The 25,518-nt window shown below is 73.9% G+C and carries 20 protein-coding genes and 1 riboswitch; of the genes, 9 read left to right on the top strand and 11 right to left on the bottom strand.

The annotated features are described in order from the left end of the window. Positions 1-125 precede the first annotated feature (125 nt). Entirely contained in the window at positions 126-353 is a 228-nt protein-coding gene (locus tag Dsi01nite_RS43375) for a hypothetical protein (RefSeq protein ID WP_203852275.1), read from the bottom strand. Between the two features lie 303 nt (positions 354-656). Here Dsi01nite_RS43375 and Dsi01nite_RS43370 point away from each other — a divergent pair, with 303 nt between their 5' ends. Continuing rightward, positions 657-2,120 carry a serine/threonine-protein kinase gene (locus Dsi01nite_RS43370; protein WP_203852274.1) on the top strand — a complete coding sequence of 488 codons (1,464 nt, stop codon included), beginning with the start codon at positions 657-659 and terminating at the stop codon, positions 2,118-2,120. Between the two features lie 59 nt (positions 2,121-2,179). Beyond that, positions 2,180-3,502: an FAD-dependent oxidoreductase gene (locus tag Dsi01nite_RS43365; RefSeq protein ID WP_203852273.1), complete on the top strand. Its 1,323-nt coding sequence runs from the start codon at positions 2,180-2,182 to the stop codon at positions 3,500-3,502. A gap of 1,243 nt (positions 3,503-4,745) precedes the next feature. Here the strand turns inward: Dsi01nite_RS43365 and Dsi01nite_RS43360 are convergent. Beyond that, positions 4,746-6,026: a DUF1479 domain-containing protein gene (locus Dsi01nite_RS43360; RefSeq protein ID WP_203852272.1), complete on the bottom strand. Its 1,281-nt coding sequence runs from the start codon at positions 6,024-6,026 to the stop codon at positions 4,746-4,748. Positions 6,027-6,133: 107 nt separating this feature from the next. On the opposite strand from Dsi01nite_RS43360, the gene Dsi01nite_RS43355 reads away from it, so the two are divergent. Continuing rightward, entirely contained in the window at positions 6,134-7,228 is a 1,095-nt protein-coding gene (locus Dsi01nite_RS43355; protein ID WP_203852271.1) for an ROK family transcriptional regulator, read from the top strand. A 14-nt stretch (positions 7,229-7,242) separates the two neighbouring features. Here the strand turns inward: Dsi01nite_RS43355 and Dsi01nite_RS43350 are convergent, their stop codons facing one another. Next, positions 7,243-8,412, bottom strand: a complete 1,170-nt coding sequence (locus Dsi01nite_RS43350) for a cytochrome P450 (protein WP_203852270.1) — start codon at positions 8,410-8,412, stop codon at positions 7,243-7,245. A 16-nt stretch (positions 8,413-8,428) separates the two neighbouring features. Continuing rightward, on the bottom strand, positions 8,429-8,683 hold the full coding sequence (locus tag Dsi01nite_RS43345) for a CBU_0592 family membrane protein (protein ID WP_203852269.1): 255 nt from the start codon (positions 8,681-8,683) through the stop codon (positions 8,429-8,431). A gap of 15 nt (positions 8,684-8,698) precedes the next feature. Beyond that, positions 8,699-8,765: riboswitch (guanidine-III (ykkC-III) riboswitch) on the bottom strand. A gap of 99 nt (positions 8,766-8,864) precedes the next feature. On the opposite strand from Dsi01nite_RS43345, the gene Dsi01nite_RS43340 reads away from it, so the two are divergent. Together Dsi01nite_RS43340 and Dsi01nite_RS43335 are read left to right on the top strand one after the other, a co-directional pair. Then, entirely contained in the window at positions 8,865-10,097 is a 1,233-nt protein-coding gene (locus Dsi01nite_RS43340) for an outer membrane protein assembly factor BamB family protein (protein WP_203852268.1), read from the top strand. A 77-nt stretch (positions 10,098-10,174) separates the two neighbouring features. After that, entirely contained in the window at positions 10,175-10,810 is a 636-nt protein-coding gene (locus Dsi01nite_RS43335) for a hemerythrin domain-containing protein (RefSeq protein ID WP_203852267.1), read from the top strand. Here Dsi01nite_RS43335 and Dsi01nite_RS43330 read toward each other — a convergent pair. From Dsi01nite_RS43330 to Dsi01nite_RS43320, 3 genes are read right to left on the bottom strand one after another with little or no spacing between them, the layout of a single operon-like run. Then, on the bottom strand, positions 10,797-14,255 hold the full coding sequence (locus Dsi01nite_RS43330; RefSeq protein ID WP_203852266.1) for an ATP-binding protein: 3,459 nt from the start codon (positions 14,253-14,255) through the stop codon (positions 10,797-10,799). The two genes, Dsi01nite_RS43335 and Dsi01nite_RS43330, sit on opposite strands and share 14 nt — an antisense overlap. Before the next feature lie 2 nt (positions 14,256-14,257). After that, entirely contained in the window at positions 14,258-15,196 is a 939-nt protein-coding gene (locus Dsi01nite_RS43325; RefSeq protein ID WP_203852265.1) for a ribose-phosphate diphosphokinase, read from the bottom strand. A 57-nt stretch (positions 15,197-15,253) separates the two neighbouring features. After that, on the bottom strand, positions 15,254-16,504 hold the full coding sequence (locus Dsi01nite_RS43320; protein WP_203852264.1) for a glutamate-cysteine ligase family protein: 1,251 nt from the start codon (positions 16,502-16,504) through the stop codon (positions 15,254-15,256). A 485-nt stretch (positions 16,505-16,989) separates the two neighbouring features. On the opposite strand from Dsi01nite_RS43320, the gene Dsi01nite_RS43315 reads away from it, so the two are divergent. Further along, entirely contained in the window at positions 16,990-18,117 is a 1,128-nt protein-coding gene (locus Dsi01nite_RS43315; protein ID WP_203852263.1) for a uroporphyrinogen decarboxylase/cobalamine-independent methonine synthase family protein, read from the top strand. Positions 18,118-18,277: 160 nt separating this feature from the next. Here Dsi01nite_RS43315 and Dsi01nite_RS43310 read toward each other — a convergent pair whose 3' ends face one another. Together Dsi01nite_RS43310 and Dsi01nite_RS43305 are read right to left on the bottom strand one after the other, a co-directional pair. Continuing rightward, a complete protein-coding gene (locus tag Dsi01nite_RS43310; RefSeq protein WP_203852262.1) occupies positions 18,278-18,757 on the bottom strand; it encodes a CAP domain-containing protein in 480 nt (159 codons plus the stop codon). Between the two features lie 170 nt (positions 18,758-18,927). After that, positions 18,928-19,971 carry a hypothetical protein gene (locus tag Dsi01nite_RS43305; protein ID WP_203852261.1) on the bottom strand — a complete coding sequence of 348 codons (1,044 nt, stop codon included), beginning with the start codon at positions 19,969-19,971 and terminating at the stop codon, positions 18,928-18,930. Between the two features lie 642 nt (positions 19,972-20,613). On the opposite strand from Dsi01nite_RS43305, the gene Dsi01nite_RS43300 reads away from it, so the two are divergent. Further along, positions 20,614-20,778 (top strand): hypothetical protein, encoded by a 165-nt coding sequence (locus Dsi01nite_RS43300; protein WP_203852260.1) that lies wholly within the window; start codon positions 20,614-20,616, stop codon positions 20,776-20,778. A 208-nt stretch (positions 20,779-20,986) separates the two neighbouring features. Here Dsi01nite_RS43300 and Dsi01nite_RS43295 read toward each other — a convergent pair whose 3' ends face one another. Further along, positions 20,987-23,224 carry an ATP-binding protein gene (locus tag Dsi01nite_RS43295; protein WP_203852259.1) on the bottom strand — a complete coding sequence of 746 codons (2,238 nt, stop codon included), beginning with the start codon at positions 23,222-23,224 and terminating at the stop codon, positions 20,987-20,989. A 117-nt stretch (positions 23,225-23,341) separates the two neighbouring features. Here Dsi01nite_RS43295 and Dsi01nite_RS43290 point away from each other — a divergent pair, with 117 nt between their 5' ends. Together Dsi01nite_RS43290 and Dsi01nite_RS43285 are read left to right on the top strand one after the other, a co-directional pair. Then, a complete protein-coding gene (locus tag Dsi01nite_RS43290) occupies positions 23,342-23,659 on the top strand; it encodes a hypothetical protein (RefSeq protein WP_203852258.1) in 318 nt (105 codons plus the stop codon). Between the two features lie 155 nt (positions 23,660-23,814). Continuing rightward, a complete protein-coding gene (locus Dsi01nite_RS43285; protein WP_203852257.1) occupies positions 23,815-24,564 on the top strand; it encodes a PP2C family protein-serine/threonine phosphatase in 750 nt (249 codons plus the stop codon). 204 nt (positions 24,565-24,768) lie between these two features. On the opposite strand, the gene Dsi01nite_RS43280 is transcribed toward Dsi01nite_RS43285, so the two are convergent. Then, complete coding sequence (locus tag Dsi01nite_RS43280) at positions 24,769-25,134, bottom strand: hypothetical protein (RefSeq protein WP_203852256.1); 366 nt, start codon at positions 25,132-25,134, stop codon at positions 24,769-24,771. Positions 25,135-25,518: the final 384 nt, after the last annotated feature.

The raw sequence follows: 25,518 nt of genomic DNA, 5'->3' as shown, positions 1-25,518 counted from the left end.
GTCAATGGGCCTTCCGGTGAATGGTCAATGCCCGCCATTCACCCGTTTCCGTCATAGACGGTGTGCGATCTACGCGCCGCTTGCGAAAAGGGGTGGAACGCACACCGTCTCCGCGGAACCCCGGGTCAGGGGGTCATGGAGGCGCGGCGGGCGGCCCGCGAGCGGCGCACGGCGACGACACCGATCACGATCAGCAGGGCGCCGAACACGCCGATGCCGGCCACGATCATCGTCAGGTCACGCAACGTGAGGTCGGACAGGAGATCGTCGGTGCCCGCCGGGGCCGCCGAGGCGGCCGAGGGGAACGCCGTCAACACCACGAGTGCCACCGCCGGCACGACAACCCACCGCATTCGTCGCAACATGGCGGCAAGTCTGCCAGCTACCCGCCCGTGACGTTGCCCGGCGCTGTTCGCAGGGTGGTCGCCGGGGTGGTCGCCGGGGTGGTCGCCGGGGTGGTCGCGGGGGTGGTCGCGGGGTGCGAGCTTCGGCCGGCCCGCGGCCACCCGGGCCGGCCGTCTCGCTTCCGGTGAGCTTGTGCGATCGCATGCTTCGCTTCCGGTAGCACCAGTCTCGGCGACCGGTGCGCCGGACGGGAGCGAACCGCCGCGACACCACCCGATCGATGGAAGGCCCGTGCTGGTTTTCATCCATCGATGGTGCAAGATGTCCCGATGGGTGAGCTGCTGCTCGGGAGCCGCTACCGCCTCGAGGAGCTGCTCGGCTCGGGCGGCATGTCGGTCGTGTGGCAGGCCCGCGACGAGGTGCTCGACCGCCCGGTCGCGGTCAAGGTGCTGCACCTGCGCGACGACGCCGCCCGCGACCGGATCCGGGGCGAGGCCCGCGCCGCGGCCGCGCTGTCCCACCCCAACCTGGCCCAGGTGCACGACTTCGGCGACGACGGCTTCCCGTTCCTGGTGATGGAGCTGGTCGTGGGCCGCACCCTCCAGCAGCACATCGACGACGACCCGCTGCCCCCGCCGGAGGTGTTCCGGGTCTGCGCCGCCGTCGCCGCCGGCCTCGCCGCCGCGCACGCGGCCGGGCTGGTGCACCAGGACGTCAAACCGGCCAACATCATGGTCACCGCGACCGGCGCGAAGCTCGTCGACTTCGGCCTCGCCGCCCCCGCCGGCCCGCAGCCGCTCGAGGACGTGCTCGGCACCCCCGCGTATCTGGCCCCGGAGCGCCTGACCGGGCACGTCGCGCCCCCGTCGGACGTCTACGCCCTCGGTGTGCTGCTGTACCTGCTGCTCGCCGGCACGCTGCCCTGGCCGGCGGACACGACGACCCAGCTGATCCGCGACCACGTCTTCACGCCGCCGGTGCCGCTGCCCCCGCTGCCGGCCGTGCCCGACGAGGTGGCCCAGCTGTGCATCGCCTGCCTGGACAAGGCCCCGGACGCGCGCCCTTCCGCCGAGGCTGCCGCCGGTGTACTGGCAACCGCCGCAACGATCTCCGCGGTGCCTCCGCCGTCTTCTCCGGCCTCTTCCACAGTGGCGTCCTCCACTGCGGCGTCTTCCGTTCCGGTGTCCTCCGCCGCGGCGTCTTCCGTCGCGGCGTCCTCCACCGCGGCGTCTTCCGCTCCGGTGTCTTTCGTCGGGGGTGGCCTGTCTCGCTTCCGCCGATACGCTCTCGCGGCCCTCGTCCTGCTCGTCGCCGCGGTGCTGCCGTGGCTGATCGCCGGGCTGGACCGCGCCGACCGGCAGGCAGGCACCGGGCCGGGCCTCGCTCCGTCCGGGTCGGTCGTTCCGCTCGGGTCCACGCCGGGCGCCGCCCGGTCCGGCACCGCACAGCCCGGCCCGGCCCAGCCAGCTGGCGGGCTGCCGCCTCGCGGTGGCGGCTCGTCCACCACACCACCCGCCCCCACCGGCCCGCCGACTCCTACCGGCCCGGTCGCGTTCACCACCGAGGCCGGCACCGTGCAGGCCGCGTGCGCCGGCGAAGGTCGGGTCAGGGTGGTCACGTCGGCGGCGAGCAGGCCGTACAAGACGCAATCCCAGCAGGCCGGTCCCGCCTCGATCGCCTACGTCGAGTTCCGGCACGGCAACGACCTCATCCGGATGGCCTTCACCTGCCCCACCACCGCCCCGGTCATGAATGTGACACGCGGCACCCGATGATTCGCACTCCTGTGTACTTCTACCTATGAATCGTCGTGGATCAATGGTCGTCTGGGCGGATGACAGGCCATTCCACGCACGCGGTGGTCCTCGGCGCCAGCATCGCCGGGCTCCTCGCCGCCCGCGCGTTGAGCGACACCTTCGACACCGTGACCGTCCTTGACCGTGACGACCTCACCGGCACCGGCGTCCGCAAGGGCGTCCCACAGGGCCGGCACGCGCACATGCTGTTCGCCAAGGGGCGAGAGGTCCTCGAGGACCTGTTCCCCGGGCTCACCGACGAACTCGTCGCCACCGGCGCCCTCACCGTCGACATCCACGCCGGGTTCGCCTGGCACAACGGCCCGACCCCGATGGCCCGCGCCGCCTCCGACCTGATCGTCCTGGCCGCCAGCCGGCCCGCGCTGGAGGACTACGTCCGGTCCCGGGTCGGCAAGCTGCCCAACGTCGAGATCCGCGGCGGGCTCGAGGCGACCGGCCTGCTGCACGACGGCGGCACCGTCACCGGCGCCCGGGTCGTCACCGCCGGCGCCGGCCCCGGCGGCAGCACCACGGACCTGCCCGCGGACCTGGTCGTCGACGCGACCGGCCGCGGCAACCGGGGCACCACCTGGCTCGCCGAGCTCGGCTACGCGCCGCCGGAGCAGGACAGCGTCATGGCCGGTGTCGTCTACGCCACCCGCGAATACGAGCGGACCCCCCTCGCCAGCGGCATGCTCGGCGTCCTGACCGGCGTGACACCGCGACACCCGTTCGGCGCGGCCCTGCTGCCCATGGAGGGCGACCGCTGGATCCTCACGCTCGCCGGACTCGGCGACGACCTGCCACCCACCGACGAGGAGGGTTTCGCCGCCTACGCGACCCGCCTGCCCATCGCCGACCTCGCCGAGGTCGTGCACCGCTCCCGCCCACTCACCCCGCCACGGCCGTTCCGGGTCCCGGCAAGCGTTCGCCGCCGGTACGAGCGACTCACCCACCACCCGGAGGGCTTCCTCGCCTTCGGCGACGCCATCTGCGCCTTCAACCCGATCTACGGCCAGGGCATGACCGTCGCCGCGCTGGAGGCCCTGGAACTGCGCGCGGCCCTCACCGATGGTCTCACCGGCCTGCCGAAGCGCTTCTACGCCAAGGCGTCCACCGTCATCGACACGCCGTGGGACATGGCCGTGGGCGGCGACCTCGCGTTCCCGTCCGTGCCGGGGGAGCGGACCGCCAAGGTGCGGTTCTTCAACTGGTACATCGCGAAACTGCTCCACGCCGCGGAGACATCCCCGGAGGTAGCGATCGCCTTCCACCGCACCGTGAACCTGACCGCCCCACCCCAGAGCCTGTTCGCCCCAGCAATCCTGCGCCGCGTGCTCTTCCCACCCCGCGCCACCTGACGCCCAGCCCGCTGACGCCGGTGGCTCGCTCGTGTCGTTGGCTCGCTCGTTGTCGTAGGCGCGCCGGATCACGAGCGAGCCACCGCATCCCGGCCGCTGTGATCGAAGGCGTGGTCTGGTCGTCCGGGGCGGCCCCGGCACGACGTTGACCACGGTGGAGGTCGTGCTGTGGCGATCCAGGCCGTGGCCCGGACGTCCGGCGGGCCGGCGCGATCACGGGACGACGTTGATCGCGCTGGACATCGCAAGCCGTGCGCCGCGCGCAGTGTTCGGAATGTCTCCGGAACGGTCAGCCACGTGGGCGACCGGTCGCGTCCACGGAGGTGGTGTACGGCTGTGCGGGCCCGCCCGCTTCGGCAGCCACGGTTGCGGAGTGATGGCAGACCCGCCGCACTTCGGCCACACCTCCGTTCCGTGCTGTGGGCCGCGCACGCGGCCGTGACACCTGCTCACGGCTGGATCGAAGTCGTCTCGTGGCCTGTCGGGACGGCCAGTCCGCACCGTCGAGCCAGCGGGCGGTGACGCGACAAGCGGAACGATGTCCGGGGTCAGGGGCCCGGGGATCCTTCCGGTTGTGGAGAAAATCCGGCAACGACGCCGGGCACACGATCCGGCGCTGCGGAGGCCCCGGATCAGCCTGTTCGCCTGCTTGTCCCCCCGCCGGGAGCGGATCTTCCTGGTGATCGACGTCGCGGGCTGGCTGTCCGCACCGCCCGTGCACAACCGCGATCTGCCCGCCCGCCGGCTCGACCGCTCGACCCGCGCGGCAGGCGACGGACGTCACGAGCGGTCACCGTGCCGGCATCGACCGAGGGCCTGGGACGGGACGTCGCACGGATGTTCGCCGGACAGCGTGAAACGGGTGTGGGGCGTGCAGACGCCTTCCGCGCTTTCACCGAGACGCGGCGGCGGATGCGCCTGATCGTTCGTGATCCAAGGCGCTACCAGGCCAGGCCACTCGAACACCGCGACAGCGGACGCGCTGGCGGGCTGGCGGGCTGGAGCGCTGGCGGCTGGCCGCGCCGCCAGCCGGTCTGTCCCCTCGGCTGTCAGAAGGCTCGCGCACGTCTGGTGGCCTGCGGGCGCCGGTCTCCACGCCGCAGCGCGGGTCAGGCCGCCTGCCAGCGCCCGTGAGCCAACTGGGCGCCCGCGAGCCAACTGGGCGCCCGTGAGCCAAGGGCGCCCGCAGGCTAAAGACGCCCGTGAGCCAGCAGACGACCGCGGGCCAGTGGGCGGCCGGGAGTCAGACCTCGATGGCCAGGCCGCGGCGGCCGGTTGCGTTGAGCTGGTCGACCGTGGTCCTGTCCGCCCAGGTCCGCTCGTAGTGCTCCTCCGGGAAGTCCGCGGGGCTGGACCCTGTCAGGAACGCCGAGCGCACCGATCCGCTATACGCCTCGTTGCGTGGGCACCACGGCGCGGCGGGGATGTACATGACGTTGCCCCAGCCCTGCTGGTCGCGGACCGGCGCCACCGAGTGGATCATGTCGCAGTGCCACCAGACGGAGTCGCCGGCGCGCACGTCGGGGATGCCGCTCAGGGCCCGCAGCAGCAGGCCGTGCCGGCGCTCGTCGGCGGCGGGGAACGCCCGGTTGACCGTGACGCCGCACATGTCGTCGTCGGCGACATCGTCCAGGAGTGGGCGCAGCATCAGATATGCCATGGCGCCCGGGATCGGCACCGTGTGCAGCACTCCCTGGTCGTGGTCCATGTCCGACAGCGCCGTCCAGCCCTGGAAGGTGCGGAAGGCGGAGCACATCGTCGAGCCCGGATACTGCGGACCGGCGGTGCGGTAGGCGGCGTCCCAAGGGTCGTACTGCTCGACGCTGCCGTCGAACAGGTGCCGGAACGCCCGCTGATACGCCTGCGTCATCCACAGATCGAGCGTGCCGGGGTCCAGGTGCGCGCCCAGCCCGCCTGAGGTCGCGCCCGGTGGGCGGCGCCGGATGCGGTCGGGATACATCGCGTCGCGCTCCGGGTCGAACCACTGGACGCCCTCCGACTCGTGCTTCCACAGCCGGTTGAGAAAGGTCTGCACGGCCGCCATCCGGTCGCTCTGCCGGGCCTGCACCTGCGGCTGCGACCAGTAGATCGGGTAGATCTCGGGCTTGGAGCTCACGCTGCTGAAGAAGTCGTCGGCCGGGCCGCGGTAGTGCTCGAAGAAGGCGTTGCGCTCGACATACGAGACGATCTCGCGGTCCCAGCCGAGCGCCTGCTCGCGGTCGAAGTGGCCACGCACGACGAGACATCCGCGGCGGCGCAGCAGTGCCAGGTCGGCGGCGGACACGGTGCCCGCGGCGATGTCCGCGTAGTCGATGACCGGCCAGACCGCCTCGCCGCGCTCGCGGGCCGTCTCGATCGCGCGGACCTCGGCCTCGATGCCCCGCTCGACGACGGCGAAGACCTCCTCGACGGTGCGGCCCGACGCCGCGATCCGGGCCCGGATCGCGGCCTTGACCTCGCGGGTCGCGGCGCCCAGATCGGCAGGCATGGTCTCCCAGTGCGGCAGTGCGGTCTGGACCGGCATGGCCTCAAGCTCCTTCTTTGCCGAGAAAGCTTCTAGTCAGGACTCCTTACTAGAAGACCATACGGCGGGTCGCTGATTTGGGCAAGAGTCCTGACTAGAGTTGGCGCGTGACGCCGGTCAAACCCTCGCTGGAGCTGCTGCGCTCCCTGTCCGACGAGCACGTCCTGCGGGCCCTGATGCGCGCCGGCCGGCTGACCAGGGCGGAGCTCGCCGTTCAGGCCGGGATCTCCAAGCCCACCGTGTCGGAGAGCATGCGCCGGCTCACCGAGGCGGGGCTGGTCGTCGACACCGGCGACCGCACCACCGGGCGCGGGCGGATCGGCACGTACTACGGCCTCGCCCCGTCCGCGGGCACCGCGCTCGCCATCAGCATCGCCCCCGCCGGAGTCGTCGCGGAGCGCCTCGACGCGCACGGCACGGTCCTGACCCGGACCACCCGGCCGCTGACCCGGCCGGCCCGGCCGGAGCTCGTCGCCGCCGCGCTGACCGCCGCGGTCGAGGCCGTCCGGTCCGCGGTGGGTCCGGCGCGGGTGGCCACGGTCAGCGCCGCCGACCCCGTGGACCGGGTCACCGGGCGGCTCGTGCACCTGCCGGACGCGCCGTTCCTCGTCGGCGAGCTGGACCCGGTCGACCTGCTCGCGGCGTACGTCACCGGTCCCGTCACCGTCGACAACGACGTCAACTGGGCCGCCCGCGCCGAGCGCGACCAGGGCGCCGCCGGCGACGACTTCGCCTACGTGTACCTCGGTGAGGGCCTCGGCTGCGCGGTCGTCAGCGCCGGCGAGGTGCTGCGCGGCCACGCCGGTCTCGCCGGCGAGATCGCCCACCTGATCACCGTCGGGCCCGGCGGTCGCGCGATGCCGTTCACCGAGGTGTTCGCCGCGCTGCGCCTGCGGCAGCCGTCCTCGACCGCGATCGACGTCCCGGCGCTGCTCGGCGCGGGTGCGGACGTCCTCGCCGTGATCGGCACGGCGGTCGCGGGCGTGCTGGCCGCGACGGTCGCCCTCGCCGACCCGGCCCACATCGTGCTCGGCGGTCCGTGGGGGAGCGAGGTGCCCGACGTGGTGGGGGCGGCGTTCGCCCACCTCCCGCGGCACGTCCCGGTCCGTCCCGCCGCGGTCGCCGACGAGGCCTCCCTCGCCGGCGTCCGCGCCCACGCCCTGCGGTCCCTGCGCGACGCGATCATCGCCGCCCGGACCTGATCCACCTGCTGGGGTCAATCAGTGGAGTAGGCGATCGGCAGGCGGGTCGGTCCGTACACCGCCTCCGTCGGGGGGAGCCACTCGGCCGGGCCGTCCGGGCGTGGGGCCCGCAACGCCGCCGCCAGCCGGGGCAGGGACTCCTGCAGCTCGACCCGGGCGAGGGCGGCGCCGAGGCAGAAGTGGATGCCACCGCCGTAGGTCAGGTGGGGTGCGCCGGACCGGGTGATGTCGAACGTGGCGGCCGCCGGGAAGGTGAGCGGGTCGCGGTTGGCGGCGCCGGTGACCGGCAGGACGCAGCTGCCGGCGCGGAAGAGCAGGCCGTTGATCGTCACGTCCGACTTCGCGATCCGGGGTACGCCGAGCAGTGCCGACGGGCAGTACCGCACGACCTCCTCGGCGGTGCGGGCGGCGAGGTCGGGACGGTCGCCCAGCAGGCGCCACTGCTCCGGGTTGGCCAGGAACGTCGCCATGGCGTTGCCGAGCTGGTGCTGCACCGTGCCCTGGCCCGCCGACATCAGCGTGACGACCATCGAGCGCAGCTCCACGTCGGTGAGCCGGCCGTCGGTGACCAGCGCACTGAGCAGGTCGTCGCGCGGAACCGCGCGCCGCTGCGCCAGCAGGTCGTCGAGGAACGCGTCAAGGTGGGCGATGGCCGTCGTGATGCGGTCACCGTTGGCAACCACGTCCATCCCGAAGAGCAGGCCGACGTCCGAGGTCCACTGCTGGACATCTGCGGAGAGCGGGATACCGACGAAGGTGTGCAGCACCCGCAGCGCGAACGGCTGCGCGAAGTCGCGCACGAAGTCGCACCGGTCCGTCGCGGCCAGAGCCGACACCAGCTCCGCGGCGATCCCCGCGACGACGGGCCGGAACGCCTCGACCCGCCGGGTCGTGAACGCCCCGCTGACCAGGCGGCGGACCCGGGCGTGGTCGTCGCCGTCGGTGTTGAGCAGGAAGCCGCGCATGGTGTCGACGAGCAGGCCGTCGGTGATGCCCTGCAGCGCGAGGAAGTCCGCGCCCGGGGTGCGCAGCTCCCGCAGCTGCAGCAGCTGCTGCACCTCGGCGTGGCGCAGGACGGCGGTGCCGATCGCCGTCTGCGCGTGCCAGCTCAGGTCCCGCAGCCGGGCGAGCTCGGCGTACGGGTCGGTGCGGAACGCCGCACCGTACAGGTCGAGCGACGTCATTCATCGACGGTAATGGTTACCGGTCGTCGCGCGACACGGCCGTCACCCGATCGGGACGGACGGTGAGCAGGGAACGCAGCGACACGACCGCCCACACCGCCTCCAGCAGCAGGAAGCCCCAGTTGTGCCCGATCGCGGCCTCGACCGCGAGGACGGACGAACCGATGAGGTTGAGCCACGTGTACCAGAGCGAGGCGGACGTCAGCCGGCCCAGCTGGACCAGCACGAAGGGGACCAGCACACACAGCGAACCGAGGACCTGGACGAACATGGCGCACTCCCGAACACCACGCCGTCTTGTCGGGCCGGGTACGACGTGACTCGTCCGGGACGGCGCCAGTGCGCACCGCCACCCCCCGACTATCGCACGCATCCCAGCTCACCGGCCACCCGAGCGGGTGAGGTGCGGCGGTTCTCACCACCCTGCAACCTCACCCTGCTTCGCTGATCCCATGATCAGGAAGAAGGCGGCGGCGGTCATCGCCGGCGTGCTGCTCGCCGGCGGCGCGAACCCCGCGGTGGCCGCCACCCCGGGCAACTGGCCGCAGCACGGCGGCGCCGCCGCCAACGACAACTACCAGCCGGACACCGGGGGGCTCGACGTGCGCCGCCAGGTCTGGCAGCGGCAGGCGGGCGGCGACGACACCGTCGGCGGCGCGGCCGTCGCCGGCGGCAAGCTCACGGTCGCTTACGGCAAGGGTGCCCTGCGCCGCGTCGACGTGCGCACCGGCGCGGTCACCGTCGTCGGGAAGCTCACCGGCCGCCGCCCGCAGCAGCTCGCCGACGTCGACGGCGCCCTGTACGTGCGCAGCCTCGACGCCGACGGCACCCGCAGCCGGCTCGCCTCCTACGACCGTGCGGGCGCCCGCCGCTGGGAGGTGACGCTGCCCGCCGACGACGCGATCCTGCCCTTCACCGTCGCGGCGGGCCTCGTCCTGGTCACCAGCGGCCCGAAGTGCCGCGAGCTGTGCACCGGCTACCACCTGCGCGCGTACCGCACGCGCAACGGCACCCTCGCCTGGTCCGGCGCGGTGGACGGGGACGCGGGCGGTGCCCCGGCGGTGGCCGGCGACACGGTCGTGCAGGGCGCCTACGGCCCGGTCCGCGGCACCGGCGACGGCAGCGGCGGGGCCAACCTGCTGTTCGCGTTCAACGTCCGCACCGGCGTGCGCCAGTGGACCCGGATCCGGCCCGGCCTGTCCGTGGTCGGCCACCGCGGCTCGCTGCTCGTCTCCGGCTTCGGCCCCGACGCCCTCTGCTCGCTCGACCCGGCCACCGGCGGTGCCCGCTGGTGCCAGGGCACCCCCGCCGCCGACGAGTGGGTCGACGGCCTGTCCGCCGGCGGCGGCGCCGTGTTCGGCTACGGTCTCACCGGGACCGTGCGCCGCTACCATCCCACCACCGGCGCCACGGCGTGGTCGACCCCGCTCGCGCTGCCCGGCTACGAGTACAACGCCCTGCACGCGGCGCTCGTCAGTGGTGGCGGGTTCGTCTACGCGGCCGTGCACCATGGCAACTTCACCCCGGAGTCGGAGTTCACCGAGATCGTCGTGCTGCGGGCCGCCGACGGCCACGTCGTGCGCCGGTTGCGGCTGGCCGGATACGACGACACCGCCGCCGAGCTCATGCTCGCCTCCGGCCGCCTCCTGCTGGTCGGCGACCACACGATCCGCGCATTCGGGTAAGCAACCCGGCTTTAAGTGGCGACCAAGTGGCCGGGGGTCTCCTCAGGGAAGAACCACTGACCTGAGGAGCCAACACCATGCCGAACCTTGTCGGAATCACGGTCAACCACCGGTCCATGCGCGGCGACGCGCACCGCTTCGCCGACCTGCTGCGGGACATCGCGAGCGGGGCGACGACCAACCCGCCGGAGCGGGCCAGGGCGATCGCCGGCTACCTGGAGACGCTCTGCGACGGGATCCACCACCACCATCAGGCCGAGGACGACGTGCTGTGGCCGGTGCTGGAGGCGAGCGCCGGCGCGGAGGTCGACCTGCGGGAGCTCACCGACGACCACCGACAGCTCGACCCGCTGCTCGAGGCGATCCGCCGCGACGCCCGGACCCTCGCCGCCGCCCCGGCCGACCGGGCCGCCGCGCGCCGGCTCGCGGACGTGCTCGGCACGCTGCGGGACCTGCTCGACGAGCACATCGACGACGAGGAGCGCACGGTGTTTCCGGTGATCCAGCGCTACGTCTCCGACGCCGACTGGGCGAAGGTCGAGGCGGCCGTGCGCAAGGGCGGCAAGATGGGCTTCGAGCTGCCCCGCATCGAGCGCTACGCCACGCCGGCCGAGCTGGCCGAGCTCAAGCGGATGGCGGGCCCGGTGCTGAAGGTGCTGCTCGCCGTGACCCGCCGCGGGTTCGCCCGGCGGGAGGCGGTCATCTTCCCCTGAGCCACGGGACGGCACCGGCGGCGGCCGCGAGCGCGTGCCCGGCCGCCCGGTGGGCCAGGGCGGCCGCCGGGTCGTCGAGGACGTCGGCGAGGTCGGCCAGGACCAGGTCGACCGGCGGGCCCGCAAGGGAGCCACTGGCCAGTCCGACGAACTGACCGGCCCAGGGCAGCAGCGCCGCGTACACCTCGCGACAATGCGACTCGCTGCGCAGCGCGGCGGCGTTCAGCCCACGCAGGCCGGTCCACGCGAGCCAGTAGTAGTCCTCACGGACCGCGACGGCGTCCGGCGACCACAGCGTCCTGGCCTCCTCGACCCGCCCGCCGTCCAGCAGGGCCCGCACCATCAAGTCGTTGAGCGCGTCGGGCAGCCGCTCGTGCACCGGCTGCAGCATCGGCAACAGCGTGTCCGTGGTGCCGGCGGCGAGATGCACGAAGAACACCCCGGCCAGACCGACGAGCGCGGCGTTCGGCTGGCCGGTGCGGGCGATGCGGGCCGTGAGGTCGGCGTAGAGCCGTTCGGCGGTGCCGAGGTCCCCGGCGAACAGCGCCCGCACCGCGGCGAACAGCGCCAGCACCGACAGGGCGACGCCGAGCTGCCCGGCGGTCGCGTGCCGCACCGCCCGGTCCACGTGCTCCTGGGCGGCGGCGAGGTCGTTGCGTTCGAGGGCGACCTGAAACAGCACGTGGTGCGCCTGCGCCTGGAACTGCACCAGCCCCGCCGCCGTCGCCACCTCCAGCAGCTGCGCGCCGACGGCCGGCAGCTCGTGCCGGCGGGCCGGGTTGAGCACGGCGAAGTAGCGGGCGTTCAGGGCGTGGCAGCGCAGCAGCGGGTCGTCCCCGGCGAGGGTGAGGGCCTCGGCGCTGGCCGCGTCGCAGCGGGCCAGGTCGTCGCCCTCCAGCTCGTACACCAGCGCCACCAGCAGCCGGCAGCGGTCCGATTTGTCCGCTTCAACCAGCGCGGCCTCGAGCGAGGCGACGAGCGCGACGTCCACCGCCCGATCCGCCCGAATTGTCCAGGCGACCGGCGCGTCATACGAGGTCAGCGCTTTGACGGTGACCCCGGACGACAGTGCCTCGGCCCGGGCGGAACGGGCGGCGAGCACGTCACCGGCGTTGGCGAGCGCCGACGTCAGCCCGCACAGCAGGTCGTGCCGCAGCGCCGGCGGCAGCGGCCCGGCGTCGAGCGCGCCCCGGAACAGGGTCGCCGCCTCGCGGTGCGCGTACAGGCCCGCGGCCTGCCGGGCCGCCGCGGCGGCGTACCCGGCCGCCCGGGTCGCGGTCGCCGGGGTGGCGGCGGCGAGGGCGTGGTGCCCGAGGGCGGCGACGTCTGGGGACCCGGCCTCCTCCAGCGCCGCGAGCACCCGGGCGTGCAGGCGGCGCCGGCGCAGCAGGGGCATGTCGTCATACAGCACGTCGCGCAGCAGCGCGTGGGTGAACCGGACCTGGCCCGCCGCCGGCTCCTCGAGCAGCCCCGAGACGACCCCGGCCTCCAGCGCGTCGAGCACCGCGTCCTCACTGGACCCGTCGGCGGCGGCGAGCAGGTCGATGTCGACGTCACGGCCGAGGACGGCGGCGTGGCGCAGCACCGTCTGCGCGGTCGCGGGCAGCCGGGCCAGGCGCCGCCGCAGCACGTGCCCGATCCCGGACGGGATGGCCCGCACGGCGCTGTCCGCGCCCTCGGCGGACACCAGCCGGGCGGTCTCGGTGAGGAACAGCGGGTTGCCACCGGTCCGCTCGACGACCACGTCGACGGCGTCGCCGGGCACGCCGAGGCTGCGCAGCAGCGCCCGCCCGGCGTCCGGGTCGAGCCCGCCGAGGTCGACGTCGACGGCCCGGTGCCCGGCGAGGGCGGCCCGGACCGGGTCGAGGTGCGGCCGCGACTCACCGGGCCGGTGCGTGGCGAGCACCAGCAGCGGCCGGTCCGTGAACGCGACCGCCACGTGCCGCAACACCTGCAGCGTCTCCCCGTCGGCGCGGTGCACGTCGTCGAGCACGACGAGCAGCGGCCCGAACCCGGCGAGATGCTCCCCGACGGCCTGCGCGAGGGCGAACTGCCCACCCGCCGGCGCGTCCCGGGTGCCGGGGCTCAACAGCTGCGCGAGCCGGACGTCGGCGTCGTGCGGCAGGTCCCGCAGCACTTCGCGCATCACCTCGCTCCAGGCCCACGCCGGCGGCGCCCCGTCCACCTCCGGGCACCGCCCCCACGCGACCCGCCAGCCGAGCCGCGCCGCGAACATCCGCACCAGCGTCGTCTTCCCCGCGCCGGCCTCCCCACCGACCCAGACGACCCGCAACCCGCCCCGCACGACGTCCTCGGCCACCCGGGCGAGGATCCCGAGCTCCCGTTCGCGTCCGAAGCCCTTCGCGTTCGCATTTTCGGCGGGGGTACCGCGGAGCCCCTCATTTCCGGATCCGGGGCGGGACCGGTGCGGGGCCGCAGCTGCCTCCCGCCATGGCCCGTCCGGTGCGTCGGCCCGCGGGCCGGACCCACCCTGCCCCGCGCCACCCCCAGCCCGACGCGTCACATCCCCCTGCGCCAGACCCGCGCCACCCCCGGTCCCATGCGTCGCATCCCCGTGCGCCGGGCCCGCGTCACCACCGGCCCGATTCGTCGCATCCCTGTGCGCCAGGCCCGCGTCGCTTTCGGCCCCGTGCCATCGCCCCGCGTCCAGGTGCGGCGCCTGCGCCAGGACATCCACCTCCAGGGCCCGCAGCCCCGGCCCCGGGTCCACCCCCAGCTCCTGCGCCAGCCGCTCCCGCGCCCCCCGCAACACCGCGAGAGCATCCCCCTGCCGCCCCGCCGCGTACAACGCCGAAGCCAGCAGATGCACCGCCTCCTCACGCAGCGGATGCGCCAGGACATGCCGCTCCAGGGCCGGCACGACCAGCGCGGCCCGGCCGAGGCGCACCGCGACCCGCCCGCCCGCCTCGACGCACACCAGCCGCAGCTCCTCCAGCCGCCCCGCCTCCGGCACCGCCCATGACTCGTCGGCGAACTCCGCGTACGCCGGTCCGGCCCACACCGCGAGCGCCTCCCGCAGCAGCCCGTCGGCCCGGGCCGGGTCCCGCTCCGCGAGCGCGCTACCGTCGCGCAGCAGCGCCTCGAACCGCCACGCGTCCACGTCCGCGAGCGGCAGGTGCAGGGCATACCCGGGCGCCGCGGTCACCAGCACAGTCGCCGGGGTGCGGGGTGCGCGGCCGGGTTCCAGGGCGCGGCGCAGGTTCGACACGTACACCTGCAGCGCCGCCAGGGCCTTCGGCGGTGGCACCCCCTGCCACAGGTCGTCGATGAAGCGGTCCGTCGGCACGACGTGGCCGCCCGCGGCGACGAGCCGGGCCAGGACCGCCCGCTGCCGGGGCCCGCCGAGGTCCACGGGCCGGCCGCCGATCCCGGCCCGCAACGGCCCGAGGACCCCGACGTCCGGCGGGCCGGCTGGCGTCGCCAACGTCAGTGGAACAGCGAGCTGACCGACTCGCCGTTGTGGATGCGGCGCATCGCCTCCGCCATCGCCGGGGCGATGGACAGCAGGCGAAGCTTCGGGACCCATTTCTCCTTCGGGATCGGCACACTGTTGGTGCAGACGATCTCGAGCACGTCGGGCTGGGCCGCGAGCCGGTCCAGGGCACCGTCGGTGAACAGCCCGTGCGTGCACGCGACCCTGATGCTGGCCACGTTGCGCTCGCGGAGCCGGTCGATGAGCTCGATGACGGTGCTGCCGCGGGCGATCTCGTCGTCCAGGACGATGACGTCCTTGCCCTCGATGTCACCGATGACGGCGCTGATCACCACGCGGTCGTCGCTGAAGCGCTGCTTGGCGCCGGCGGCCACCGGCACCCCCAACATCCGGGCGAACGCGGAGGCCGCCTTCGCGTTGCCGAGGTCGGGGGAGACGACCACGCTGTTGGTGAGGTCCAGGCCACGGAAGTGCGCGGCGAGCTCCCGCAGCGCGTGCAGGTGGTCGACGGGCACGCTGAAGAACCCGTGCACCTGCGGCGAGTGCAGGGTCAGCGTCAGCACCCGGGACGCGCCGGCGGCACTGAGCAGGTCCGCGACGAGCCGGCCGCCGATGGAGATGCGCGGCTCGTCCTTCTTGTCCGAGCGGGCGTAGGCGTAGTGCGACATCACGACGGTCGTGCGGGCCGCCGACGCGCCGCGGGCCGCGTCGAGCATCAGCAGCAGCTCGACGAGGTGCTCCTGGACCGGCGGCACGAGCGGCTGGATGAGGAACACGTCCCGCTCGCGGCAGTTGGCCTGCAGCTGCACCTCGAGGCAGTCGTTGGCGAAGCGGTCGACCCGCACGGGCAGCAGCGGCACCTCCAACTGGGTGCAGATCTCCTCCGCCAGCTCCGGGTGTGCGCTACCACTGAACACGGCGATGTCCCGCACAGGCTCTGCTCCTTGGTGTGGTCGTCATGGTGTTGATACCACACGGCCAAGGTCATCCTAGCCTGCCCCGACCCGCACCTTCCGGCGCTGCACGCGGCGGTCCTCGGCTGGGCAGGAGCCGCGGGCGACGTACCGCTCGGTGAACTCCGCGACCGCGTCGCGGACGGCGAGGGGGGCACCCTGCCGTTGCAGGACTTCACCCGCGGCGGTGAAGCAGGCGAGGGCCGCGGCGCCGAGCGCCGGGTCGGCGAGACCCTCGCGGGCGGCGCCGACCCAGTCGCGGTGCCGGCGCAGCGGGGAGCGCAGCGGCTCGGTCGCCGCAGCCGCGGCCTCGGCGCCCTGCGGGTCGTCGAGCAGTGCGGTGACGACCGCGACGGGGACGGTCCAGCCGTCGCCGGGCTGCTGGTCGATCATCCGCAGCTCCAGGTAGCCGCGCGGGCGCACCGGCGGGACGAGGGTGCCGAGGTGCCGCTCCAGGTCCTCCAGGGTGGCCGGGCGGGGGCCGTGGCCGCGCAGCCAGGCCCGCATCGTCAGCCCGGCCGGCACGTGCCAGCGGCCGGGGCCGGCGACCATGGCGACCTTCGCGGCCAAGGCGTAGCGGGACCAGGCGGCGCGGGGGTCGTCGTCGCGCCGCGGCGCCCTGGTGCGGCTGGCGTCGGTGCCGAAGCGCAGCCCCTGCCGGTGCGACACCCAGCGCCGCCCCGACTTGGAGCGGTGCGGCGAGTTGGCGAACGCGGCCATCACCACCGGGCCGATCGCGTCGGCGAGCCACCAGCGCCGCTTGTATCCGCCCCAGTCCTCCTCGTCGTCGCTGCCCGCGTCGAGACACACCTGGATCGAGGCGGAGTTGCACATGACGTCGAGCCCCTTCGGCCCGGACCGGTCGTGATACTCGGCGAGCGCCACGTAGCGCGGGTGGTCGGTGACGAGCAGCGGCGCGCGGACGTCGTCGAGGCCGGTGCCGTCCAGGATCAGGCCGTGGCCGGCCAGCACACCACGCACGAGGGCGAGGTCGCGGGTGAGGGCGGCGACGCAGTCGGCCATCGACGCGCCGACCGCCGAGGACAGCTCCAGCTGGCCGCCGGGCTCGATGGTGACGCCGCTGCCGCCGGGCAGCGGGTTGCCCAGGTGGGCGAGCAGCTCGAGCAGGTGGTCCGGTTCGGGCCGGTGCATCGGTTTGCTCAGGTCCCGCACGCAGTACTCCAGCTCGACACCGACACGACCGACCGGACCGACCCGGAACCCGGCGGCGGCCACGTACGCGGCGGCGGTGGCCTCGGTGAGGATGGCGGAAGTCGTGTCGTTCACGGCGGGCCTCCCGGAAGAAGGGTGCGAGCTACCCAGGTGGTGATGCAGGTGACGTTGTGACGCTCGAGGCGCCGGATGCCGTTGTACGAGCCGTGGGCGGACGCGCGGCGCGGCCCGGCGGGGTGGATGTCGTGCGGGAATGCTGGAAAGTGCGGCGGCTCGTTGCGTTGTGCGACGGGACGTTGCGTTGTGCGACGGGACGTGCGGGTGGGGCAGGTGCTGCGGCGGCCGCCGGGTTGCGGGTCCGGCGGGGTGCATTCCATTAGGCGGTCCGGCGCCCGTTCTGTCCAGCCCAGCCGGGCAACGCATGGTGAACCCTGGCTGTGAACTGGCTGAATCCCGCAAGATCTGCGGAAGCTCCCCTTCTCGTATGCAGATCTTGCGGCCCGCGCCAATTTTGGCGCCGCGGCAAAACAAGATCGACTGTTATGGTTTTGTCGTCGCTTTCCAACGACGATTCCGCGACGTTTGGAGGAAAGAGCGTCATGCCTATTCCGACCGAGAACGTCGGCTCGCTGCCCCGCCCGACGCGCCTGCAGGAAATGATCGCGAAATACGACGCGGGCGAGATCGAATTCGACGCGTTGCACGCCGAGCAGGACGCCGCGTGCCGCGATTCGATCACCCGCATGGAGGCCACCGGATCGCCCGTCGTGTCCGACGGGGAGCAGCGCGCGTCGAGTTTCGCCACGTATCCGCTCACCGACACCCTCGCGGGCACCGGCCTCGCCGACACTCTGGCGGCCGACGGTCAGTACTTCGCGATCTTCGACGACGGCCATCACCGTCAGCTGCCCCGGCTCGCCCGCGGCCCGTTCCGCTACCGCGCCTACGCCGCCGACTACCTGCGCCAGGCGGTGCCGATGGCGACGAAGCCGCTCAAGCAGGCGGTCATCGCGCCGTCGATGCTGTCGTTGCTGTACCCCCTGGACGCCACCGTCGACGGCTACACCCGCGAGCAGTTCCACGACGACCTGGTCGACGAGTGCGAGAAGGACATCCGGCAGTGCTTCGCCACCGGTGCGGTCCGCGTCTCGATCGACTTCACCGAAGGGCGCCTGGCCCGCAAGAACGACCCCCGCAACCCGTGGACGGGCCGCGACATGCTGCGCGCGTTCATCGACCTCAACAACCGGGTGCTGGACCGCTTCACCGCGCAGGAGCGGCGCGACATCGGCATCCACACGTGCCCCGGCGGCGACATGGACTCCGTGCACAGCCTGGACGTCGACTACGCCGAGCTGCTGCCGCACATGTTCCGGATGCGCGCGGGATACTTCTTGATCCAGCTCGCCAGCGAGAAGGACAAGGAGCGGGTGTACCAGCTGGTCGGCGAGCACAGCACCGCCGAGCAGGTCTGCTTCGTCGGGGTGATCGACCCGCTCAACCCCGTGGTGGAGACGCCCGAACAGGTCCGCGACGCCCTGATCTCGGCGGCGGAGTCGATCCCGCGGGAGCGGCTCGGCGCGACCGACGACTGCGGGTTCTCGCCGTTCAGCATCGACCGCAAGCCGAAGCACGGCTCGCCGGACGTGGCGCGGGACATCGCGTTCCAGAAGATCCGGGCGCGGGTGGAGGGCGCGGCGCTGGCCTCCGCGATCCTGGGTGTCTGACGTCGCTTGACGAGTTCCCGCGGGCGGTCGTCGGTGCCCGCGGGAACGCTCGTCCTGCGCTTCAGCGTGGGCTGGGTTTCGGCCTGGGCCGGGTTTCAGCGTGGGCCGGGTTTCAGCGTGGGCCGGTTTCAGCATGGGCCGGTTTCAGCGTGCGCCGGTTTCAGCGTGGGCTGGCGAAGTCCTGGGTCCAGTACGGCACGCCCCGGCCGTTGTACGCCACCGCGACCCCGACGTTGCGGAACCGGCAGTTCAGGATGTTCGCCCGGTGACCCGGGCTGCGCATCCAGTCGCCCATGACCTCGTTCGCGTTGCGCTGCCCCCAGGCGATGTTCTCGCCGTAGGACGACCACCGGTAGCCGACCGAGTTCACCCGCGAACCGGGCGAGCTTCCGCCCGGAGACCCGTGGGAGAAGTAGCCCCGGCCCGCCATGTCCCTCGAGTGCAGCCACGCGGCGTAGCTCAGCCGCGGGCTCAGTGTGACCGGGCCGCAGCCCGCCCGGGCACGAGCGTTGTTGGTCAGGGCGACCACGCCGCGGACCGAGCTGTAGTCGGTCGCGAACGCGGGAACGGCCTGGACCGCGGCACCGGCCGCGACGGCGGCCGCCACCACGGTGACGGCGACACCCTTTCGGATTCCCATCTCACCTCCACGAAGTAGGGCAGATGAGCCGAAACTAGAGGACCGCCCTGACGGTGTTGCCAATCTGACAAAACTCGCATTTTCGGGCGGTTCGTGCGCTACGACACGCTCAGCGACGGCGCCGTCCGGCCGTCGGTATCACCCGAACGGGTGACCCCTTTCGGGCGCGTTCACGCGTCGCCGGGCCCGTCCACGGCGGTCCGGACCCGGTCCGCTGGGACCCCGGCGGCCTCGATCCGGGGCAGCGTGCCGGCAACCGTCGCCGGGTCACCGGCGGCGAACGCGTCGTGCCTGGTCCAGTCCTCGTCCCCCGCCGCGAAGCGGTCACGGATCACGACGGTGCCTTCCGGGGCGAGGTCCGCCAGGCGGTACAGGTCCCGTTCCACGGCGGCCGGCCAGAACACCGTCACCGCCCGCCGGTCCCCGGCCGCCCGCAACGCACCCAGCAGCGCCCGCACCGGTGCCACCGCGTCCCGCGCCGCGACCACCAGCAGCGGCCTGGTCGCGCCCGGGTCCACCGCCGGCACCCCGACGGCCGGCCGCAACCGCAGCACGTCGCCGACCCCGGTCCGCTCGACCAGCTCCGCCCCGGCCGGGTCCGCCCGGTGCGGGACGACGTGCAACTCCACCACGTTGTCCCCGGCCGGGACGTTGCCGACCCAGCAGCGCCGCCACCGCCCCGGCAGCCGGCTCGACTCGACCACCGCGAGCTGCCCCGGCAGGCACGGATACGGCAGGTACGTCCGCACCGCCACCACCGCCGCATCCGCCCGCCGCCGCTCATGCCGCACGACCGTGGCACTCCAGGACGCCGGCTCGTGGGCACCGGCCGCGGCCCCGTCCGCCATCCACCGCGACACCAGCCGCCCCGTGGTCGCCCACGCCTCCTCCTGGTCGCGGCGCACCACGACACCGGGCGGGTTCGCCCGCAGCATGTCCACGAACAACACCGCCAGGTTCTCCAGCCGCTGCGGTGCCACCCCGAGCTGCGCCACCACCGGCCCGAGCTCCGCACACCGCGCCGCCAGCACCTGCGGCTGGTCGACGTGCGCCACCAGCCACCCGACCGCGTCCCGCAGCACCTCCCGCTGCGCCCCCGGCTCACCCGGCAACAACGCCCGCAACTCCTCCACCGGCGCCCCCATCCGCCCCTGCTCCCCACCCCGCCCGACCACCGACATGAGCGCCGCCGCCGCTGTCCTGGACGGCACCACACCCCCGACCGTGGTCCCGGACACCGCAAGCGACGCCGTCCCAGGCGGTGGTGGCGGCGCGGTCCCGGGCGGTGGTGGTGGCGGCACGGTCCCAGGTGGTAGCGGCGGTGTGGTTCCGGGCAGCAGCGGTGGTGCCGTCCCAGGTGGTGGTGGTCCGGGCGGCGGTGGTGGCGGCGCAGTTCCCGGTAGCGGCGGTGTCGGTCCGGGCGGCAGTGGAGGCCCGGGCTGTGGTGGGGGCGTAGTCCCGGGTAGCGGCGGTGTCGTTCCCGGTGGCGGCGTCCCGGGCGGTGTCGGTCCGGGCGGCAGTGGAGGCCCGGGCTGTGGTGGCGGCGTGGTCCCGGGTAACGGCGGTGGTGGAGGCCCGGGCGGTGACGGTGTGGTCCCGCCGGATGGGGTGGGAGCCGGCGCCCGCCCGGCCGGCGGGGTGGCGGTCGGGGGCAGGTCCCGCACCGGCAACATCCAGCCGGTGCCGGGAGAGGTCACGCCAGACCGTGGCAAACCCGGCCCGTCTGGGGATGGCCCGCCTGGTTGGCCGGGGCCGGCGGGCGGTGGGGGTGCGGTGGGTCCGTTGCGGGGTGGCGTGGGGATGCCGGAAGGGCCGGATGTGGCCGGGCCCGTCGGAACGGTCGGCGGGCGCTGCAGATGGGCGACGAAGCTGTCGACGACGGCGGCCAGGGCGCCCGGCTGGCTCAAGGTCTCGGCCAGCAGAAGGCGCAACGCCGGCATCGTCAGGAACGCGCCGCCCAGCGGCCCGTCCAGACCCCGGACCGCGACACCCACCGGCACCGCGCCTCCAGGCGACGGTGACGGCTGCGACGGTGACGGGGGCGGGGGTGGGACGGCGGGGCGGGCCGGTGTCGCCGGCCGGGCCGGATGCGGTGTCGCCGCCGGGTCGGGGCCGATCATCGTCACCCTCCGAGTGTGGCCCGGTGCGCACCGCGTCCGCGGGGCGTTCGCGACCATCGAGTTGACCTTGGAGACTTTGGCCCGCCAGGACGTGTCAAAGTCTCCAAGGTCAACCAGAGGGGTGGGCCAGCGCGAGGTCGCCGGCGGAGCCGGACAGGTCGAGCAGTTCGTCGACGGGGGTGCGGGTGCCGAAGCGGTACGCCCGGTCGAACGCCGTCTCGCCGAGCGCGGCCCGCAGCGACTGCTCCGTCTCCTGACGGGCCGGCACCTCGCAGGCCGGTGTCGGGGCGCCGATCTCGCGCCGGATCACGTCGGCGGCGCCGAGCAGGGCCGCCGCGTGGGCCGGGTCGGCGAGGCGGCGGCGGGCCTCGGCGAAGGCCTCCAGGACGCTCGCGGAGCGCCACCGGTCACCGACCCGGCGATGGATGGACAGGCTGGCGCGCAACCGTTCGGCGGCGGACGGGACGGCGGCGTCGGCGAGGTCGACCCGGCCGAGGAGGTCCTGCGCCCAGCCGATGCCCTCCGGAAACGACAGCTCCGTGAACCGGTCCAGGGCCTCGACCAGATGGCGGCGCGCCCCGCGCTGGTCGCCGCCGAAGTGGGCGACCGCGCCGAGGTGGGTCAGGGTCGAGGCGACCGACTCGTCGTCGGCCAGGTCACGGAACGCGGCCAGGCTCGTGTCCAGCAGCGTGGCCGCCGCGGTGAAGTCGCCGGACAGCCATGCCGTCGCGCCGGCCAGTTGTGCGGCGCGGCCCTCGCCCCAGGCGTCGCCGGCCGTGCGGTACAGGGTCAGGGCCTCGTCGAGGTAGCGCCGGGAGCGCGGGTAGTCGGCGCGTTCCCGTTCGACGCTGCCCAGCAGGGTGAGCAGCCGGCCCCGGACCCGCACGTCGTCGGCCGGGGTGCCGGCGGCAAGGGCGCGCTCGGCGAGGGCGGCGGCGGCCGGGTAGTCGCAGTCGAGCATGGCCAGGGTCGCGGCGGCCGAGCAGGCGGCGGCGTGGGTCTCCGGTGCTGCGTCGGGGCGGCGGGCCAGGGCGGTTGACAGCCAGTCGCGGCCCTGGCGGTACACCCCGGTGAAATGCTGGAACGGTGCCAATGCCGTGGCCAGTCGCAGATCCTCGGCGGCGCCGCGACCAGGCCGGCGGGCGAGCCACGTCATGGCCGCGCGGAGGTTGTCCTGCTCAAGGGTGAGAATCCGCAGCAGGTCGCGCTGGCCTGGGCCGCGGATCCCGGCGGCGGCCTGCTCGGCGAGGTCGAGGAAGAACGCGGCGTGCGCGTCGCGGGCCGCGGCATCCTCGGCGGGGACGTCGGCGAGGCGGGTGGCGGCGTACGCGGCGACCGTCTGCAGCATCCGGCCCCGGGCATCCTGCGGGTCGATCAGGCACCGTTCGGCGAGGGCGTCGAGCAGCCCGGGACGAAACGCGGGCAGGACGGCGGCGGCCGCCGGGCTCCAACCGCCCTGGAAGACGGCGAGCTGCCGCAGCAGGGCCTGTTTGTCCGGCGACAGCAGTTGGTACGACCAGTCGAGCGCTGCCCGAAGCGTCCGATGATGCTCGGGGCCGGTCGCCTTCGCGTCGGCGAGGACCCGGAACCGGTCGGTGAGCAGGCGGTGCACCTCGGGCACCGACAGCAGCGCGGCGCGGGCGGCGGCGAGCTCGACGGCAAGCGGCAACCCGTCCAGCGCCCGGCAGATCGCGGCCGCTCCGGCCCGGTGCGCGGGCGGCAGCGGCCGGCCGGTGCGTTCGAACATCCGGGTCTCGAACAGCCGCAGCGCCGTCACGTCGTCCAGCGGCGCGACCGTCGCCACGGTCTCCTCGGGCAGGCCGAGCGGCTGCCGGCTGGTGACGAGGATCCGCAGGCCGGGCAGGATGGCGAGGAGCTGACCGGCGAGCGCGGCGACGGGGCCGGTGACGTGTTCGCAGTTGTCGAACAGGAGCAGCGGCTCCTCGGTCTCGGCCGGCTTCCCGGGTTCGGGCGGCTTCCCGGGTTCGGGCGGCTTCCCGGGTTCGGGCGGCTCGTTGCGGGTGAGCACGGCGGCCAGCGTGTCGACGGCGTCGAGGTCAGGGCGCCTCGCCGCGCCGAACGCGTCGAGCACGAACCCGGCCGCATCGCCCGCGGGGTCCTGGCGGTCGGTGTGCCCGCCGGTACGCATCGTGGTGAGATCGACGAACCAGACCGGCGCCGTCGCGGCGGCGGCGACCGCGACGGCGAGCCGGGTCTTGCCGCTCCCGGCCGCGCCGACGAGTGACACCAGCCGATGGCCGGCGGTGAGCAGGCGGCCGGCGGCACGCACCTCCGCGTCCCGTCCGACCAGGCTGGTCAGCGGGGCGGGCAGGGCCGCGGACTCCATCCGGGCACTGTACCGGCCCTGTTCAACCACCGGCACCAGCCGAAACGTCGCTGCGTGTCGCTGGCCGTCGGGGTCCTCACAAGGGTATTGATTGCGGGAGACCAACCGGGCCGACACATGACGGAGTTCGCGACGATGGCGTTTCTGGTGGAGATGCCCGACGGCGGGTTCCTGGAGGTCGAGGAGCGCGTTGACGTGGCACCCGACGACCTGTCCGTGATCGGCATCCTGGGCGCGTCGCCGCTGGAGGGGACGGGGCTGATCACGTTCGGGGCGGTGATCCGGGCCGGGCTCGACGAGGACCAGCAGGACGACTTCGCCGACTGGATTTTCGACCGGGTGATGCTGTTCGCCGAGCTCGGCGGCGAGGTCGACGGCTGGGAGCGGCTGGACGACGGCACCTGGCGGGTCGAGGCCCGCCGGCGCGAAGACTGAGGCCTCTCCAGGGGCCTGCCTCGCGGCCCGTCCGGGGCTGGTTCGGGGCCCGCAGCGTGAGGCATTGACGGCTATCACGCAAGGTGTGTCGGTGAGGTGTCCGGCACATGAACCCGGGTCACCTTCGAGGACGACCCGGGTTAGGCTGGACGTCGATGACGATCGAGGTCCGTGGCGCCGGGCGCCACTTGCAGGTCGGCACCGCCACCGATATCGGCCGGCGGTATCCGGCCAATTTCGACGTGCTGCACACCGCGGAGCTGCAGCGCAGGCCCGGGCTGTGCGCGGTTGTCGCCGACGGCATGGGCGCCGGCGAGGGCAGCCGCACCGCCGGACGGACCGCCGTGGACGTCTTCACCACCGCCGTGCAGGAGCACCGGGGCCCGTTCGCCCCGCCGCCGCTGTTCGCCGCGGTCGCCGACGCCCAGCGGCAGGTCCGCGCCGCCGGCCGGACGCTGCGGGAGCTGACCGGCTGCACCCTGACGGCGCTGGTCGCCGACGCCACCGGCGCGTGGGTGACGCAGATCGGCGATTCCAGGGTGTACCGACTTCGCGGCGGGCTGCTCGAACTGCTCACCATCGACCACACCGAGGCGTGGCTCGGCGCCGTGCACGGCTGGTATCCCGCGGATTCCCCGCAGGCCGAGGCGGCCCGCTACCAGCTGCACCGGTTCATCGGCCACCCCGGCCTGCCGGAGCCCGACGTCCTGAGCGTCACGATGTTCCCCGGCGACGTCTACTGCCTGTGCACCGACGGGATCGCCGAGCAGGTGCCGTATCAGCACATGGAGCGCACCCTGGGCTCCAACGCGTCACCTGACGTGATGGCCTCGGCCCTGGTCGCCGCATCCCTGGAAGCCGGCGGCCGCGACAACGCCACGGCCGTGGTCGTCAAGGTCTACTGATCCCGGCTCGGTCCACCGACCGGCGACTGGCCGTCCGGCCACGACGGGGCCGCCTGGCCGCGGCACTGGCTGTTCGGCCGCGACGGTGACTGCCTCAATGCGCGCTTGGGCCGCCCCGCCTCACCGGCGCGACCGGCACGGTGAGTGCCTCGACGTGCCGGTGCGGCGCTGGGTCGTGGGTGTCGGGGTGGCCGTTGGCGTGGTTCAGATGACCAGTTCGGCGGGTGGCCGTTCGGCGGTCACGGTGAGTGCCTCGACGTGCCGGTGCGGCGCCGGCCCGTCCGCGTCGGGGGTGGCGTCGGCCTCGTCGGCCACGACCTCGAGCGCCGCCCACAGCACGGCGAGGGCGTCAGCGGAGCCGCTGACGTGCAGTGCCGGCCCGCCACGCAGCTGCACGGCGAGTGCACCGTCGCCGCGCTGCTGGACCAACGCGCCGTTGCGGATGCGCTGCTCGAACACGTCGCCGGCGGCCCGCAGCCGCCCGGCCAGGTCCCGCAGCGCGGCCGGCGGACCGGCCAGGTCGAACACGTCACCCGCGACCCGCAGGCGGCACGGCAGCTGATCATCCACGCCGCCCAACGTAACGTACGCCGCTCGTGCGGAGCCACGACGGCTCGCCGGACCTCTATGACCGTGGACCACCGCTGTCGCGCGCGACCGCGTGTCACGCGCGCAAGAGCGGCCACGTCCCGTCCCGTTGCTCCATCTCGAGTCACGACCGACGTGATCGAAGTCGTCGGGCGGCCGGTGCGCGACCTCGATCACGGCCGGGACAAGCCGGTGGGGTTCGCGGTTCGATCATGGACGGTTGATCGAGGTCGCCGCGCGGTCGCCCGGACAGCCGGTGCGCGGCTTCGATCACGGCGGCACGCCGAGCGGCGGACCCGGCGCCCTCGACACGGTCAGCGCCGTCGACACGGTCAGCGCCGTCGACACGGTCAGCGCCGTCGACAC

The sequence above is a fragment of the Dactylosporangium siamense genome (assembly GCF_016862795.1).
GTDB lineage: Bacteria > Actinomycetota > Actinomycetes > Mycobacteriales > Micromonosporaceae > Dactylosporangium > Dactylosporangium siamense.
This window is presented reverse-complemented; position numbering and strand designations above follow the sequence as displayed.